14 protein-coding genes, 1 pseudogene and 1 riboswitch are annotated in these 15963 nt (G+C 36.8%); of the genes and pseudogenes, 10 read left to right on the forward strand and 5 right to left on the reverse strand.

The genetic code is table 11. The features are described 5' to 3' along the window. Positions 1 to 28: 28 nt before the first annotated feature. Entirely contained in the window at positions 29 to 889 is an 861-nt protein-coding gene (locus tag ACWPVE_RS09545) for a mechanosensitive ion channel family protein (RefSeq protein ID WP_453992775.1), read from the reverse strand. A 125-nt stretch (positions 890 to 1014) separates the two neighbouring features. Then, complete coding sequence (locus tag ACWPVE_RS09550) at positions 1015 to 2205, reverse strand: coenzyme F420-0:L-glutamate ligase (protein ID WP_453992777.1); 1191 nt, start codon at positions 2203 to 2205, stop codon at positions 1015 to 1017. Between the two features lie 115 nt (positions 2206 to 2320). On the opposite strand from ACWPVE_RS09550, the gene ACWPVE_RS09555 reads away from it, so the two are divergent. The 7 genes from ACWPVE_RS09555 to ACWPVE_RS09585 all read left to right on the forward strand — a co-directional run bounded on the left by ACWPVE_RS09555 (position 2321) and on the right by ACWPVE_RS09585 (position 10272). After that, positions 2321 to 3208: a LysR family transcriptional regulator gene (locus ACWPVE_RS09555; protein WP_453992778.1), complete on the forward strand. Its 888-nt coding sequence runs from the start codon at positions 2321 to 2323 to the stop codon at positions 3206 to 3208. A gap of 195 nt (positions 3209 to 3403) precedes the next feature. Beyond that, positions 3404 to 4069, forward strand: a complete 666-nt coding sequence (locus tag ACWPVE_RS09560) for a phosphatase PAP2 family protein (protein WP_453992780.1) — start codon at positions 3404 to 3406, stop codon at positions 4067 to 4069. Between the two features lie 650 nt (positions 4070 to 4719). Next, positions 4720 to 6063 carry a branched-chain amino acid transport system II carrier protein gene (brnQ, locus tag ACWPVE_RS09565; protein ID WP_453992782.1) on the forward strand — a complete coding sequence of 448 codons (1344 nt, stop codon included), beginning with the start codon at positions 4720 to 4722 and terminating at the stop codon, positions 6061 to 6063. 165 nt (positions 6064 to 6228) lie between these two features. Continuing rightward, positions 6229 to 7095, forward strand: a complete 867-nt coding sequence (locus ACWPVE_RS09570) for a Cof-type HAD-IIB family hydrolase (RefSeq protein WP_453992784.1) — start codon at positions 6229 to 6231, stop codon at positions 7093 to 7095. Positions 7096 to 7197: 102 nt separating this feature from the next. Continuing rightward, positions 7198 to 8247: a lactonase family protein gene (locus ACWPVE_RS09575; RefSeq protein ID WP_453992786.1), complete on the forward strand. Its 1050-nt coding sequence runs from the start codon at positions 7198 to 7200 to the stop codon at positions 8245 to 8247. A gap of 130 nt (positions 8248 to 8377) precedes the next feature. After that, entirely contained in the window at positions 8378 to 9382 is a 1005-nt protein-coding gene (locus ACWPVE_RS09580) for a DUF3231 family protein (RefSeq protein WP_453992788.1), read from the forward strand. Between the two features lie 179 nt (positions 9383 to 9561). Then, the gene (locus ACWPVE_RS09585; protein ID WP_453992790.1) at positions 9562 to 10272 is read left to right on the forward strand and encodes a GntR family transcriptional regulator; all 711 of its coding nucleotides are present in this window, start codon (positions 9562 to 9564) and stop codon (positions 10270 to 10272) included. A gap of 44 nt (positions 10273 to 10316) precedes the next feature. Here the strand turns inward: ACWPVE_RS09585 and ACWPVE_RS09590 are convergent, their stop codons facing one another. Further along, positions 10317 to 11303 (reverse strand): LysM peptidoglycan-binding domain-containing protein, encoded by a 987-nt coding sequence (locus ACWPVE_RS09590; RefSeq protein ID WP_453992792.1) that lies wholly within the window; start codon positions 11301 to 11303, stop codon positions 10317 to 10319. A gap of 195 nt (positions 11304 to 11498) precedes the next feature. Here ACWPVE_RS09590 and ftsZ point away from each other — a divergent pair. Then, positions 11499 to 12449, forward strand: a pseudogene (ftsZ, locus tag ACWPVE_RS09595) (cell division protein FtsZ); the annotation flags it as partial. A gap of 54 nt (positions 12450 to 12503) precedes the next feature. On the opposite strand, the gene ACWPVE_RS09600 reads toward ftsZ, so the two are convergent. Continuing rightward, on the reverse strand, positions 12504 to 13421 hold the full coding sequence (locus ACWPVE_RS09600) for an aldo/keto reductase (RefSeq protein WP_453992794.1): 918 nt from the start codon (positions 13419 to 13421) through the stop codon (positions 12504 to 12506). A 99-nt stretch (positions 13422 to 13520) separates the two neighbouring features. Between ACWPVE_RS09600 and ACWPVE_RS09605 the strand changes: the two genes are divergently transcribed. After that, positions 13521 to 13691 (forward strand): hypothetical protein, encoded by a 171-nt coding sequence (locus tag ACWPVE_RS09605; RefSeq protein ID WP_453992796.1) that lies wholly within the window; start codon positions 13521 to 13523, stop codon positions 13689 to 13691. A gap of 39 nt (positions 13692 to 13730) precedes the next feature. Here the strand turns inward: ACWPVE_RS09605 and ACWPVE_RS09610 are convergent, their stop codons facing one another. After that, complete coding sequence (locus ACWPVE_RS09610) at positions 13731 to 14234, reverse strand: Crp/Fnr family transcriptional regulator (RefSeq protein ID WP_453992798.1); 504 nt, start codon at positions 14232 to 14234, stop codon at positions 13731 to 13733. 356 nt (positions 14235 to 14590) lie between these two features. Beyond that, positions 14591 to 14701: riboswitch (SAM riboswitch) on the forward strand. 193 nt (positions 14702 to 14894) lie between these two features. Between ACWPVE_RS09610 and ACWPVE_RS09615 the strand changes: the two genes are divergently transcribed. Next, the gene (locus ACWPVE_RS09615; protein WP_453992800.1) at positions 14895 to 15890 is read left to right on the forward strand and encodes an aliphatic sulfonate ABC transporter substrate-binding protein; all 996 of its coding nucleotides are present in this window, start codon (positions 14895 to 14897) and stop codon (positions 15888 to 15890) included. Positions 15891 to 15963: the final 73 nt, after the last annotated feature.

The raw sequence follows: 15963 nt of genomic DNA on the forward strand, positions 1-15963 counted from the left end.
GGTTTATACCCTTGATAAGGATGAGATATTAACCTTGTCCCATTCTTTGCTGACGTACATCATTTTTATGAATCGTAACTTGATGTGGCAATGGAATTTCAATTCCATTTGCATCAAAGGCTTCTTTAATCACTTTGCGGAGTTGACGTTCAACAGCCCATTGTTCTCCATTGACCGTTTTTGCTATTACCCGAAGTACGATATCAGATGTGCCAATTGCTTGTACACCAATGACATTTGGACCCTCGACAATCACTGGATTGTCAGTAGCCGCTTTGTCACAAGCGTCTTGCATGACAGTGATGGCTTTGTCGATATCTTCACCATAAGCAATGCCAATGTCAACAAGGGCACGCATATTTCCTCGCGAATGGTTGCTAACACTTGTAATGTCACGATTCGGGATATAATGTAACGTTCCATCAAAGCCGCGAATTTGAGTCGTGCGTAAGCCCACAGCCTCTACAACCCCATCAATCGTTCCAATAGTGACATAATCATTCACATCGATTTGTTTTTCTAGTAATAAGAAAAAGCCTGTCACAACATCGCTCACAAGTCCTTGAGCGCCAAAACCAACTGCTAATCCAACAATACCAGCTCCAGCTAATAGACTAGCAACAGGGATTTCAAAAATCCCAAAAATAGAAGCCACTAACATGAAAATCAAAGCATATGAAAGAATGTTTTCCATAAGCTTTTGAAGAGTATGGGCACGTCCTAAGGTAATGTTTTGTTTAGCCTGTAATTTTGTAAAAGTGCGCTCAATAATTTTGTTTCCCACTTTCTTAACGATGAAAAAAGCGATTAAAACACCAATTACTTTTAATAAAGTAAATCCAATGCTAAGGAGTAGCGACTCCCAATCAATATTCAATAGATTTAACAAAATACCATCCTTCCTAACTCATAGCTTTTTACTTAGTAAGAGAATAACATAATCAGTTAAAATGACACCATATTTTCGATAAAAAAACCCTGTGAATTTAGCTCACAGGGGGGTGTTCAAACGATTTATTTTATATAGTTATCGAAATAACCTTGGATGTAAATAAATGGAGTACCTTTATCACCACTACCTGATGTTAGATCAGAAAGGGAGCCGATTAGGTCAGTTAGTCTTCTAGGTGTCGTACCTTGTGCTTCCATTTGACCGACAAGATCATCCTCTTTATTTGCGATAAATTCTGAGATTGCTTTTTTAAGTTCTTCACCTTTTAAATCAGCGAAATTATTATCAGCAAGATATTTTAATTTAACTTCGTTAGGTGTACCTTCAAGGCCTGCTGTGTAGGCAGGTGAGACTACTGGATCAGCAAGTTCCCAAATTTTTCCGACTGGATCTTTAAATGCACCGTCACCGTAAACCATTACTTCTACAGTTTTACCTGTTTTTTCTTTAAGAAGTTCTTGAATTTTATCGACCATAGGTTGACAGTTACGAGGAAAAAGTTTCACTGAATCCTCAGTTGCTTTGTTGGAACCGAGTAAACCATAGTCTTCATTAAAGCCACTTCCGTCAATAGACTCAGCCAAAATATTATCTAGGCTGTATACCTTTTTGCCACCATTTGCTTTTAGGATTTTCTTTGTACGGAATCTTGAATGAATGTCACAAGTGAGAACACTCTTTGTATAGTCTAGAATTGTTTTTGGATTGTTTGAGAAGATAACTTCGCACTCAACACCATATTCTTCCGTTAGAGATTTATAGTAATCAATGTAATCTACGCCAGTAAAAGTGTGCTTATTATGTCCGAATAGTTCACGGAATTGTTGTTCTGTTAACACATCCGTCCAAGGGTTAATGCCTTTTTCATCAAGCTCGTCAAGGTCAACTAAGTGGTTACCTACTTCGTCAGATGGGTAGCTCAACATAAGGACAATTTTTTTCGATCCTTTTGCAATTCCTCGAAGACAGGTAGCAAATCGATTACGACTTAAGATAGGAAAAATAACACCAACTGTATCATCGCCAAACTTTGCTTCGACATCCTTTGCAATATGGTCAATTGACGCATAATTGCCTTGGGCACGAGCAACGATCGACTCAGTGATTGTTACGATATCTTTATCCTGAATCGCAAAGCCTTCAACTTCAGATGCTTTTAACACACTTTCTACAACGATTTGCTCAATATTGTCACCTTTATTGATGATTGGGCCACGTAAACCTCTAACAACTGTTCCAACTACTCTTTCCAAAACGGATCACTCCTACACGATAAAAGTTTTTTTATAATCTCTACTAGTAATATACATCTATTATGTGATATAAGTAAAATTAATATATCTAATAATGGGTATAAGGGGTAGTTATATGATTGGGAAATTAGATTTGTATAAGGTTTTCAGTACAGTTGCCAAAAACGGAAGCTTTTCAAAAGCGGCAAAGGACCTGTTTATGACACAGCCTGCAGTTAGCCAGGCTATGATGCAACTCGAGAAGGAACTGGACATAAGATTGTTCAATCGTACACCAAAAGGGGTAACACTAACAAATGAAGGAAAGCTTTTATTTGAATATGTTCAATCAGCAATGAATCTTCTCAATATTGGCGAAGAAATGATATTAGAATTTAAAAATCTCACAAAAGGTGAATTAAGAATTGGTGTAGGGGATACAATCTCTAAATATTTTTTACTACAATATTTGGAAATATTCCATACAAAGTTTCCAAATATAAAGTTTAAAATTGTAAATGGAACCACCCACGAGCTGATCTCCTTGCTGAAGCTAGGTGAGGTGGATATTGCTATTTGTAACTTTCCAGTAAATGATCCGACTCTCGCCCAAATTCCTTGCATGGATATCCATGATATTTTTGTATGTGGGAAAAAATATCAACACCTGTTATCAAAAAAGATAAGCATGAAAGAGCTGGTCAAACATCCATTGATTTGTCTTGAACCACAATCGGTTTCACGAATCTATGTAGATGAATTTTTGCTATCAAAAGGATTACGAATTTCCCCTGAATTTGAACTTGGCTCACATGACCTCTTATTAGAGTTTGCAAAAATCAATCTAGGGATTGCCTGTGTCACAAAAGAATTTTCACAAGAATACCTAAACCATGAAGTCCTATATGAGATACAACTTACAGATCCAATCCCAAAAAGGAGTATTGGTATCTGCTACGTTAAAAATGTTCCTCTTTCACCGGCGTCAACAAAGTTTGTTGAGATTATTGAGCAGGGGCGATGAGGGTTTAGTTTAAAATTCGCGCTTTGTTAGTGGAAAAAGTGTAGGACATCTTTTAACTAGTAGAAAAAACACATGTAAGTCGGAGCCATCCCATTTGCAATTTTCTTCGTAATTATTGATATGGGAATCCAAATTGTATAAACATCCCCAGTGCATAAAATAATAAAGGCATCAAGTAAGAAAGTGTGAGCAAAAATGAACTTAAAAAGTCGTTTATCCATTGCTTTTATTCTTTGCCTTTTTTCCCTTTTTGTATTTGGATTTTTGGCTTATTTTATCCATGGTCATGATATTATTCATTTTGATCACCATGTCATTTCTTTTGTACAAGCTATGGAGTCTGCTTGGCTAACATCTATAATGAAACTACTTTCATTTATTGGGTCCGCTCCCGTAATCATTGTATTCTCTCTTTTTGTATTGTTTTTTCTCTATAAGGTACTGAAACATCGGTATGAGCTCATTTTATTTATTGCAGTTATGGCAGGGTCTCCGTTTTTAAATGGTATTCTGAAAGAATGGTTTGAGCGGGCTAGACCAGACTTTCACAGGTTAGTTGACATCTCGGGTTACAGCTTTCCGAGTGGCCATGCAATGAATGCTTTCACATTTTATGGAATGGTTACCTTTTTACTCTGGCGTCATATTCCAGTGAGGTGGGGGCGGACGGCTCTACTGCTATTTAGTGGAGTGATGATTATTGGTATTGGGCTTAGCCGTATCTATTTAGGTGTTCATTATCCAACAGACATAATTGGTGGATACTTTGCAAGTGCCACATGGCTCGGATTCTCAATTTGGTCCTTTCAATGGTTCAAAGATCGTCAAACGCATAAGTACACAAGATTTGGAACAAGTTAAGATATCTGATGAACCTGAGGTAGCGTAAGTATGGTTTCCACGTCCAAATGTTTTTGTCGAATCATGCAGAAATGTTTATATTGAAAATGTAAGCGTTACCATTTATAATAAAGTCAGGTGGATGACATGTGTGGTCATCATGGTATTTGGCGAAGGCGGGGCCGATACTGTAGTTGAGTAACACGTTAAATGATTAACCTCTTTAAAAAGTATTATTTAAAAGAGACCATTTAATTCAATTATTGAATTACTTGGTCTTTTTTCTGTTTGTCAGGATTTTAGTCAAAGAACATTTTGTAGGTAAATGAAATTGGGTCTGCTATAAGGGGAGTGTTGATGGTATACTGGAGACGTTTGTCTTTTTCAACGAACGCAGCATAGGTCATACGAACCAACGGAATGTGTTCTGGTAGCACTTTCATGGTTCGATGGAACTATATTCCAATAATGACATTTATTATAAATAATATTTTGATATAATTATATTTTCTGAAAAGTATTGCTTTTGGATATTTTACGTGATATATTAATGACTATCAAATTGATAGTTGTTAGCAAGTCCAAATTACTAGAATAATTTTTGCCTTAGATGAACGTATTTTGGAAAAACTATTTTTAAGGTTATCTAAGGTGGTTTAGGAGGAATAGATATGTCATCAAGAGATTCATTTAGCAACATAGTTGCGGTAGGCTTTATGTTATTTGCATTATTCTTTGGAGCAGGAAACTTAATCTTCCCAGTGCAATTAGGTCAGTTGGCTGGAGATAATGTATTTTCAGCGAATCTTGGCTTTATCATTACAGGTGTAGGGTTACCTGTACTTTGTATATTAGCTTTAGCTTTTTCAGGAAAAAGTGATTTGGAATCATTAGCAGGTAGAGTGAATCCAATATATGGAGTTTTCTTTACCGTTGCACTTTATTTAACAATTGGTCCATTATTTGCAATTCCAAGAACGAATACAGTTGCATATGAAATTGGAATTGTGCCATTTTTAGAAAACCAATCAAGTTACCTTCCATTATTATTATTTACGATCATTTTCTTTGGGGTAACATTATACTTTTCTTTAAAGTCTAGTAAAATTGTCGACATTGTTGGGAAAATGTTAACACCAATCTTATTAATTGTCATTGCCATTTTAATTATTGCAGCATTTGTAAATCCAATTGGTGCTATACAAGAGCCAACTGAAACTTATATGACAAATAGTTTCTTTAAAGGTTTCCAAGAAGGTTATAACACGATGGATGCTCTTGCAGCATTTGTATTCGGGATTATTGTTATAAACATCATGAAGGATCGCGGAGCAACTTCTAAAAAGCAAATCATGATTTCAACTGGTAAAGTTGCATTAGTTGCAGGTGTTTTACTTGCTGCGATTTATTCATCACTTGCGTTTTTAGGTGCTACTAGTGTAGATGGTCTGGGTCTTTTAGATAATGGTGGCTCTATTCTGGCAGCTGCTTCTAACCATTTCTTTGGATGGTATGGGAAAGTGATTCTTGCTGTCATAGTAATTGCGGCATGTTTAACAACAAGTATTGGACTTATTACATCATGTGCAGCATACTTTTCAAAGCTTGTGCCAGCTTTATCTTATAAGAAGTGGGCTGTGGTCTTTACAGTATTTAGTGCAGTAATTTCAAACTTTGGTTTAAGTGCCATTATTAGTTTTTCAATTCCAGTATTAGTTGCTTTATATCCGTTAGCCATTTGCTTAATGGTATTAACTTTCTTGCATCCCCTTTTCAAGGGCCGCAAAGAAGTATACCAAGTTAGTATTTTAGTTACACTTGTTTTAAGTGTGAATGATGGTTTGAATGCAGCTGGAGTGAAAATTGCAGCTATCAATGAGCTTTTTGAAACCATTCTTCCTTTATATTCAGTTGGTTTAGGTTGGCTTGTTCCAGCAATTATTGGTGGAGTTATCGGATATATCATTAGTATAATTAAGCCTGCGGCACTAAATCCAGAGCCAATTGAGGATTAATATGATAAAAGAGAGACCACGGGGATTCCCCGTGGTTTTGTTCTTCCATATTCTTTGTTATACTGTTTAATAATGATGTAGCAGGCTAAACCTAAATAAGGTGTTTCTTTATAAAGAGACAGTTTATTTAGGTTTTTTACTTTTTGAAAAGCGAGGGAGTTTGGTATGAAACTGATTGCTTCTGATTTAGATGGAACTCTATTAAATATGAATAGCAAGGTGAGTGAGACGAATGCTCGTGCTATTCAAAAGGCAATTGATAAAGGGATAAAGTTTGTAGTTGTAACTGGAAGGTCTTATGATGCTGCTAATATGCCCCTTGAGGAAGTCGGGATTACTTGTCCAATTATCACATTAAATGGTGCAAGTACAGTTGATGTAAATAAAAATATCTTGCGTGATATTCCGATGGATATATCGGTTTGTGAGAAAGTATTTACAGCCTGTCAAAAAGGTAGAATGTATACAGAATTCTTTACGAATAAGGGATTATTTTCGTTTGGAAGAGATCAGTTTATTGATCGTATGACGCGATGGTGGAAAACCATTAATCCAGATTTTACAGACGAGGAAATTCAACAAAAAATCGAACTGCGTTTCCAAAATGAGAGTGTACAGTTTATTGAAAGTTACGACCAACTAATGACAACACCTAATCTTAAAATATACAAGCTTTTAAGTTTTGCAGAAGATGAAGAAAGCCACAAGAAAGTTTTCGATGAGCTTAAAAGTGAAGAAGGAGTGTTGATTACTTCTTCTGGTTATCTAAATCTAGAGTTCAATCATCCAGATGCCAAAAAAGGCTTAGCGCTTAAGGAATTGGCAGATAGCATGGAGATTGACATGAAGGATGTAATGGCTTTAGGGGATAATCTTAACGATAAAAGTATGCTTGAGATGGCAGGGCGTGGCGTCGCGATGGGAAATGCAGATAAAGAAATAGTAAGTCTTTGTACATATCATACAAGGACAAATGATGAAGATGGGGTAGCATTTGCAATTGAAGAAATGCTAAAGGAGTATGATCTTTAAGACCATGCGCATGAAGCAAAATCTATCGTAGAATGACCACGGTAGACTATAATAGAAATGTTTAGATCTTGAAACGAAAAAATAGTTGAAAGGGGTCTTACAATGAGTCAGTTTATTGGATATGTTGGTACCTATACAAAAGGAGATAGTAAAGGAGTTTATACGTTTACGTTAGATATTGATGAGAAAAAAATTCAGGATGTAAAACTCGCTGCAACTTTAGAAAACCCTACATATGTAACAGTTAGCCAAGACAATCGTTTTCTTTACTCTGTGATTAAGGAGGGAGAAACAGGTGGTGTAGCTGCTTATGAAATTGATTCACAAACAGGTGATTTAAAGGCACTAAATAGTATGGTTTCAGATGGTGCATCTCCTTGTCATGTTAGTGTGAACAAAGCAAATACTCAGGTTGTGACGGCAAACTACCATAAGGGTACAATTGAGCTGAATTCGATTAATAGTGAAAGTGGAAGAATTGAATCCATTCAATCAGTGGTTGCACATGAAGGCTCAGGTCCACATGAAAGGCAGGAGAAGCCTCATACCCATTTTTCAGGTTTTACTCCAGATGAAAAATATGTGGTAGCAGTTGATTTAGGTATTGACCAACTTATCACCTATGAAATTCAGGAAGAAGGATTAAAAGAGGTAACTCGTTTGTCTGTAAAACCAGGAAGTGGACCAAGACATATTGCCTTCCATCCAAATGGAAAACATGCATACATCATGACTGAGCTAAGTAATGAAGTGATTGCTCTTTCCTATGACAGCAATAACGGTAGTTTTACTGAACTACAATATATATCTACGATTCCTGGAGATTTTACTGATAATAGTCAAGGAAGTGCTATTCATATTTCCAAGGATGGGAAATTTGTGTATGTCTCTAACAGAGGACACAATAGTATCGCAGTCTTTCAAGTAGATGAAACTTCAGGTAATCTTACACTAGTAGAAAGAGTTTCATCAGGAGGAGATTGGCCACGTGATTTCGTTTTTGATCCAACTGAAAAGTTCCTTGTAGGCTCTAATCAAGAATCAAGTAACCTTGTACTTTATTCAAGAGATTCGGACACAGGAAAATTAACCCTACTAGATTCAGATATAACCGTACCATACCCTGTATGTGTGAAATTTTTAAATGTGTAAAACCAGTAAGGACCTTAGCTAAATGGCTAAGGTCCTATTTCATTTTATATTCCTAGTGTCCAGCATTCATAGTTGGGTTTCAAATGGGGAATACTATAAAAAAACATTTTAGAATGAAGGGGACTTACTAGTGGAAGATAAAACCAAGATTCCGTTAACAGCAGCGGAAATGTCAACCTTATGGATGCAGTATCTGAATGACTCATTGGCCGAATGTGTAAGTAAATATTTTGTTCAGACAGTAGAAGATCCTGAAATAAAACCAATAGTGGATAAACTTTTACACACATCGGGGTCACATTTGGATACGATTAAGCAGATATTTGAAAAAGATCAATTCCCAGTTCCTGTTGGTTTTTCAGATGAAGATGTCAATCCAAAAGCCCCTAGGTTATTTTCAGATATATTTATCACCAGGTATTATCGTCAAATGTCAATTTTAGCAATGGCTTCGAGTAGTGCTGCATTGGGGCTTGTCACTCGTCCTGACATTGTTGAGTTTCATAAAAAGGTATTAGAAGAAAGTGTAATGGTACAGGATTTATTACGAGGGGTTATGCTAAAACAAGGTACCTATATAAAACCACCATATATATCTGTCCCTGAGAAGGTCGATTTTGTTGAAAAGCAAAGCTTTCTAACAGGGTTTTTTGGCGATAAACGAGTCGTTACGGCTCCAGAGATTACGCACTTGTATGTAAATATTCAAACGAACTCGATAGGAAAGGCGCTTATGGTTGGATTTGCCCAAACAGTAAAAGATCCAGAAGTGAAAGATTATCTAGTAAGAGGAGCTAAAATTGCACAAAAGCATGTTGATACTTTCAGCCATTTCCTGCAAAAGGATAACCTATCTGCACCAATGACTTGGGACTCCGCTATCACAAGTTCAACTGAGGCAGTTTTTTCAGAAAAGCTTATCATGTTTCATGTTTCTGGGATGGTTGCAGCTGGTATAGGTAATTACGGAATGGCAATGGCTGCAAGTCCGAGGAGAGATTTAGGGGTAAAATACGCATCGTTGCTCCCTGAAATTACGGCCTATGCTGAGGATGGAGCTAAGCTTATGGTTAAAAATGGCTGGTTAGAGGAGCCTCCTCAAGCCGATGATCGTAAAAAACTTACTGGAAAATAATGAACGACTGTCAACAAGCAGTCGTTTTTTGCTTTTTTGAAATACACATCTTATTTTAGAAAAACTACTATAAATTTACAAATTTAAATTGATTAGTAGATTGTTAATATGCTACTATACTAATATAATAGGAAGCGTTTTCAATGATAAGATGGTGGTAAATGTCCAAGGAGAGGGTAATGATGGAGTACAATCAGGTAAGGAAAAGAGAGAGAGGTACAAGAAGAGAGTTTGTATACTCGTATCTCTATGATCAAATTATTAATTTATCGTTAAAACCAGGTACACCTATTTCAGAAAGTGAAATTGGGACCCAGCTAAATGTAAGCCGAACACCCATTAGGGAAGCACTGATACAACTTGCAAAAGAGAGTTTAATTGACATCAGGCCACAAATTGGGACGTTTGTATCATTAATCGATCCAAAGATAATTGAGGAATCAAGATTTATGAGAAAGGCCATCGAGTTAGCTGTAATTCGTGTTGCAACAGAGAAGTTAACCTCTGAAACATATTATAAATTAGAAAAAAATTTAATTATGCAAGAAATAGCATTAAGAGAAGGAAATTATAAGGATTTTTTGGCATCTGATGATGAATTTCATGAACTCATCTATAAAGGCTCAGGAATGGATCGTATTTGGCAAGGAATTGACCAAATGAATGGACAGTATAAGCGAGTAAGAATGCTCCGCTTAATTACAACAGTGGCAAAAGATTGGGAAGAAATTTTAGAGGAACATAGATCAATTTTTAATGCCTTAAAACATCACGATGTTGAGGCTGCAGAAGCAACTGTAGAAGAACATATTACAAAAGGGATTGCCCATATGTACGATTTTAAAAAAGAAAAGCCAGAGTATTTTAAAGCAGAAACAGTAACCGTCTAAAATAAAACCCACTCATCTAGTAGAGTGGGTTTATTCATTTTGGCTTAGTTCATATCTTTTTGAAGTTCTTCCATTTTACGCGCAATTAGTGGATAAAAGTATTTTTGGGCACTAGTTGTAGAATTACCTCCAAAGAATCCAGTTCCTGGGCAGGTCTTCACATTGTATTCGGGACCTTTATCTAGTACTCTTTCTCCCGTTCGTAAATCCCACCAGTGGTGGTATGTGATACTATTAATTGAGGGGGTTAACCCAAATTTTAAACTTAAAACCGCATTGACGTAAATAATGGTGTCACTATGTTCCTTTGTCATGACATCTTGGCCTATATCAAAGTTTCCAACGTGCTCAATTGCGATACCAACAGAGTTAGCCTTGCTACCTATTGTGCCTTCAGGAGCAATGGATAATGGCCTTGAAACAACCACTTTCCCATCTGGAAACGTAGTAATGTTTTGAGCGATATGTTTCCACCCCATATGAGTTTTATGGAACTCTTCCATGCCTTTTACTAGTTCAAAATGGTTAGTACCGTTAAAACGGTTATAGTCTGGAATCCATGTATGGTGTTGTTGAATGAGTGATATTTTTCGTTTGATATTTTGATTAAAGAGCCAATCTTTAAATTCTTCTTTCGTCATTAAGATATGTTCCCCTTGCATGTTCATTTGTTTTGGAGGAATTTTAAGAATCTGACCTGGGAAGACATTCTCGGATGAAAGCTTATTAGCTCGTTTTATCAGTTCTGGTGATGAGCGAAACTCCGATGCAATTTCTTGTAGGGTATCTCCTGCAACAACTTCATAGGTTACGGGAACCCAAAGTTTCTGACCGACCACTACCCTATCTAATTGAAGGCCATTGGTGATTTTTAATTCATCCACTGTGGTTTCAAATCGTTTCGCTATCCCTGGCAATGTATCACCAGCTTGGATGACATAAATAGGATTTGGAGTTGTCGCGTTTGTTACAGTAGGTAAAAATAAGAGACTGAAGAAAAGTCCAATTAGTATAGTCATTTTTATTTTCATAGCATGTATCCTTCCATCATTTGATATGATTAGTTTGTAATAGAAGCTTAATATTATGCCCAAAAGGAGCTTCATCAGGTTCTTTTCATTTTTTAGAGGAAATTCATGTCAGAAACAGAAGTAGTACTACGAAGTATATAATATAAATCCGTTTCTTTATTGGGAAAAGGCAATGGACGTGAGGAGGAAAAAGTCATGTTAGAGTTTGAACCATACATAGATCAGTTTGCAAATATTAAGGTAGTAGGTGTTGGCGGCGGTGGAAATAATGCGGTCAATCGAATGATTGAAGCCGGAGTAGAAGGTGTTGAGTTCATTGCGGTAAATACAGATGGACAGGCCTTAAATCAATCAAAAGCAGAAATCACAATTCAAATAGGGGCATCATTAACACGAGGACTAGGTGCTGGAGCCAATCCACAAATCGGAATGAAGGCTGTTGAAGAAAGTGAAAGTGAGATTGAGGAAGTATTAAAAGGTGCGGATATGGTCTTTGTTACGGCAGGCATGGGCGGTGGTACAGGTACTGGGGCAGCACCTGAAATTGCACGAATTGCAAAAAAACAAGGTTCATTAACAATTGGTGTCGTTACCAGGCCGTTCCGTTTTGAAGGGCGCAAACGAGCAGTAAATGCAGATGCTGGTATTGACGCAATGAAAGAAGCAGTGGACACGTTAATTATTATTCCGAATGAAAAGTTATTGGAGATTGTTGATAAGCGCACACCGATGATTGAAGCATTCCGCGAAGCTGATAATGTTCTCCTTCGAGGAGTTCAAGGGATTTCCGATTTAATTGCTGTACCAGGATTGATTAATCTTGATTTTGCTGATGTAAAAACAGTAATGTCCCATAGAGGTACAGCTTTAATGGGAATTGGTATGGCAAAAGGGGATGGTCGTGCGATTGAAGCAGCACATAAAGCAATCAATAGCCCATTGCTAGAGACATCAATTAGTGGAGCACGTGGTGTCATTTTAAATATCACAGGTGGCAGAAACTTGAGCCTCTTTGAAATTCAAGAAGCAGCAGATGTCATTTCATCTGCAACACATGAAGATTTAAACATGATTTTTGGGTCTGTGATTAATGATAATTTAAAAGATGAGATTATCGTGACCGTAATAGCAACAGGTTTTACGGATAACTAAGAGAAGAGTAATAACCCCCACAGCGCTGTGGGGGTTATTTTACAGTTCTTACGGAAGTAGATAGCCAGCTGCTTGGAAAATGCTGTACCAATCTTCACGCGTTAGATTTACTTCACTTGCTTTGACAGAATCCTTTAAGCGTTCTAAATTCATGGTACCGATAATAGGTTGCATGTTGGCTGGATGACGTAAAAGCCAAGCAATGGCAATCGTTGTATTAGAAACACTATATTTTTCTGCAATTTCATCAATCTTTTGATTCAACTCAGGGCATTTTTCATTGCCAAGAAACGGTCCTTCAAAATAGCCATATTGGAACGGTGACCAAGGTTGAATTGTGATGTCGTGTAATCGACAAAAGTCGAGCACATCTCCATCGCGGTTAATGGATTGATCAATCTGCATATTCCCAGTAACGCCACTTGCAATCATATGAGCATTTGGAATACTAAGTTGCAGTTGGTTCGCAACAATGGGTTGCTTGACATATTTCTTTAGTAATTGAATTTGCATTGGTTTTTGGTTAGACACGCCGAAGTTTCGTACTTTACCAGAGGACTCCAATATATCGAATGCTTCCGCAACCTCTTCAGGCTCAACAAGGGCATCGGGACGATGTAAAAGCAATACATCTAAATAATCTGTTTTAAGTCTTTTTAAGATTCCATCCACAGAGTTTAGGATATGCTCCTTTGAAAAATCAAACATACCTTCTCGAATCCCACATTTGGATTGAAGAATGATCTTTTCACGAACATCGTCATTCATATGTATCGCATCAGCAAAGATTTCCTCACACTCTCCACTCCCATAAATATCAGCATGATCAAAGAAGTTTGCTCCAAGTTCTAAAGCTGTTTGAACAAACTTTTCTGCTTCTGGTTTTTCTAAAGAATTAATTCTCATACAACCTACTGCCACAACTGGTACCTCGAGTGTACTGGTTCCAAGTTTTATTTTTCGCATGAATGAACCTCCTATATTTGTACTGATATTACTGTTTCCTCTTTCTAGTCTACATATTTCAGTTTCGATTGGAAAGTCTAGAAAAAAGGAGGGTTTGGAATGAAACGGAAAAAGCGTGTGTTCATGCTGCTATTACTAACATTTCCACTGTTGTTCTTAATGGGGTGCGAAGACGACAAAGAAAGACCAGAAGTAGGAGAGGATATTGAGGAAATCGGAGAAGAAGACGAATTGGTGATGGCAAAATTGATGATAAAAAAAGAAAAATAAAAAAGTGCTCCTCCATAAGTAGGAGGAACACTTTACTTATTATGCTACATTTGCTGCTGTTTTCGTCGTTTTTCTTTCATTCATACGTTTTGCTAGGTAAGGTATTGCAAATCTGTCTACTCCGTAGTAGTATGTTGCAGCGCCTGCGAATAAGAGAATAACAGCTACTGTATAAAGTACTGGGTTTGTGCTAACTGTTCCAGCAAGTAAGAAGTTTAAGTTCATGAATGCACCTGCAATTAATGCTGGGATCGTTGCAGCACCTAAGATTAAACCAAGACCGACTAGAACTTCACCCCAAGGAATTAGTACATTGATTAATTCAATGTTTGGAAGAGCAAAGCCTTCAAGGAATCCTGCATACCAAGCTTTTACTATAGGAGCTTCGCCACCAGCTTTCGCGATTGCACCTTGGATGAAGCCACCTGCGTCAAACTCTCCAGTTACTTTACCAAAACCAGCTTTAAGCCATTGAATTCCTAACCATACACGTAATACTGTCCAAACAACTGCCATTATTGGTCCTTTTAAGAATGTTTTCATTCTAATCTCCCCTTATTTTAAATTTGTGAAATTATTCACAAGTTGTAGTAAAAAAATATAAGTTCGTAAGTAAGCTGCCAGCTTTTGTAGTAGTTTGTGAAATGTTTCACTAACTTTCTACACTCTTAATATACAACGGTTTAACAATAAAAACAATAGGTGTCACAAATATGACATAAATGTTTTTTTAGGTCTATTTTTTCTATGTATACATAAGATTAGAAGGTGGAAATAAACATGTAAGTAAATATTTTGATTAGGAAAAATATTTTAAAAAGTATTTGACTTTAGGAAATACTCATACTATAATCCAATCTATACAGTAAAGCACAGAAACGTATTAATTGAATAAAGGACTCTTATCCAGAGCGGTGGAGGGACATGGCCCTACGAAACCCGGCAACCTTCAAGAGATTATTCTTGAAAAGGTGCTAATTCCATCAGGTACGATACCTGAAAGATAAGAGGAGGATAAAAATCCCTCTTCTTATTAGAAGAGGGATTTTTGTATAACTAGAGTATTTGATGGTTGCAAACGCATTGGTATAATTCTTAGTTTTTATATAAATATACTAGGTATTTCTGTGTGAACCACATCATGAGGGCTGATACATACTAGAAGTCAATGTAAAAATAGTAATTTAAAGGGGAGAAAAAGGAATGAAGAAAATAAGTGTCATATTTATTGCGGTATTACTATTAGTGGGAATTGTTGGGTGCTCAAATAGTGCAAGTAAAGCAAGTGAAGGGAATGAAAAGCCAAAGAAGATCACATTGGATTACGCCTTTTATTCCCCGACAAGTCTTGTGTTAAAGGAGTTTGGTTGGGCTGAGGAAGTATTTGAAGAAGAAGGAATTGAGGTTGAATTTGTACTTAGTCAGGGAAGCAACAAAGCATTAGAATTCTTGAACAGTGGAAGTGCTGACTTCGGTTCATCTGCAGGAGCAGCCGCTTTAATGGCGAAAGCAAACGGTGCTCCAATTGAATCAGTATACCTTTATTCAAAGCCTGAGTGGACAGCATTAGTAGTAAATAAAGATTCAGATATTCAAAATGTAAGTGATTTGAAAGGGAAAAAAATTGCTGCAACCATTGGAACGGATCCTTATATTTTCTTATTACGTGCCCTGAGTGAGGAAGGACTAAGCCCTTCAGATGTCGAGATTGTGAATCTACAGCACGGAGACGGTGCAGCTGCCTTATCATCAGGTCAAATAGATGCTTGGTCAGGACTAGATCCTCATATGGCAAGAGTTGAACTAGAAACAGATGCGAAACTTTTCTACCGAAATGCTGACTTTAATACGTATGGAACCCTAAATGTACGTTCTGAGTTTGCGGAAAAGTATCCAGAATATGTTGAAAAAGTGATTGAAGTATATGAAAAGGCTCGTGCTTGGACATTAGAAAATCCGGAAGAAGCAACAGAAATCTTAGCAAAAGCGGCAAATATTGATCTTGAAGTCGCGAAAAAACAATTTAATGAACGTAATGATTTTTCAAATCCAGTACCTGGAGAGATTCAAATTGAGGCATTAACGGAAGCGGGTAAAGTTCTCCAAGAACAGGATATTATCAAAAAAGATGTTGAGTTAGATAAATTAGTTCAAGATTTAATTAATCCTACGTTTGCGGAAAAGGTTATCAAACAATAAAGGGAAGTGCCATGCTTTTGTAAAGCTCAAGAAACCATCGGTCTCTGCCATCTAATCCAACTGCTTAAAGAGA

Source organism: Bacillus nitroreducens, from assembly GCF_964021195.1.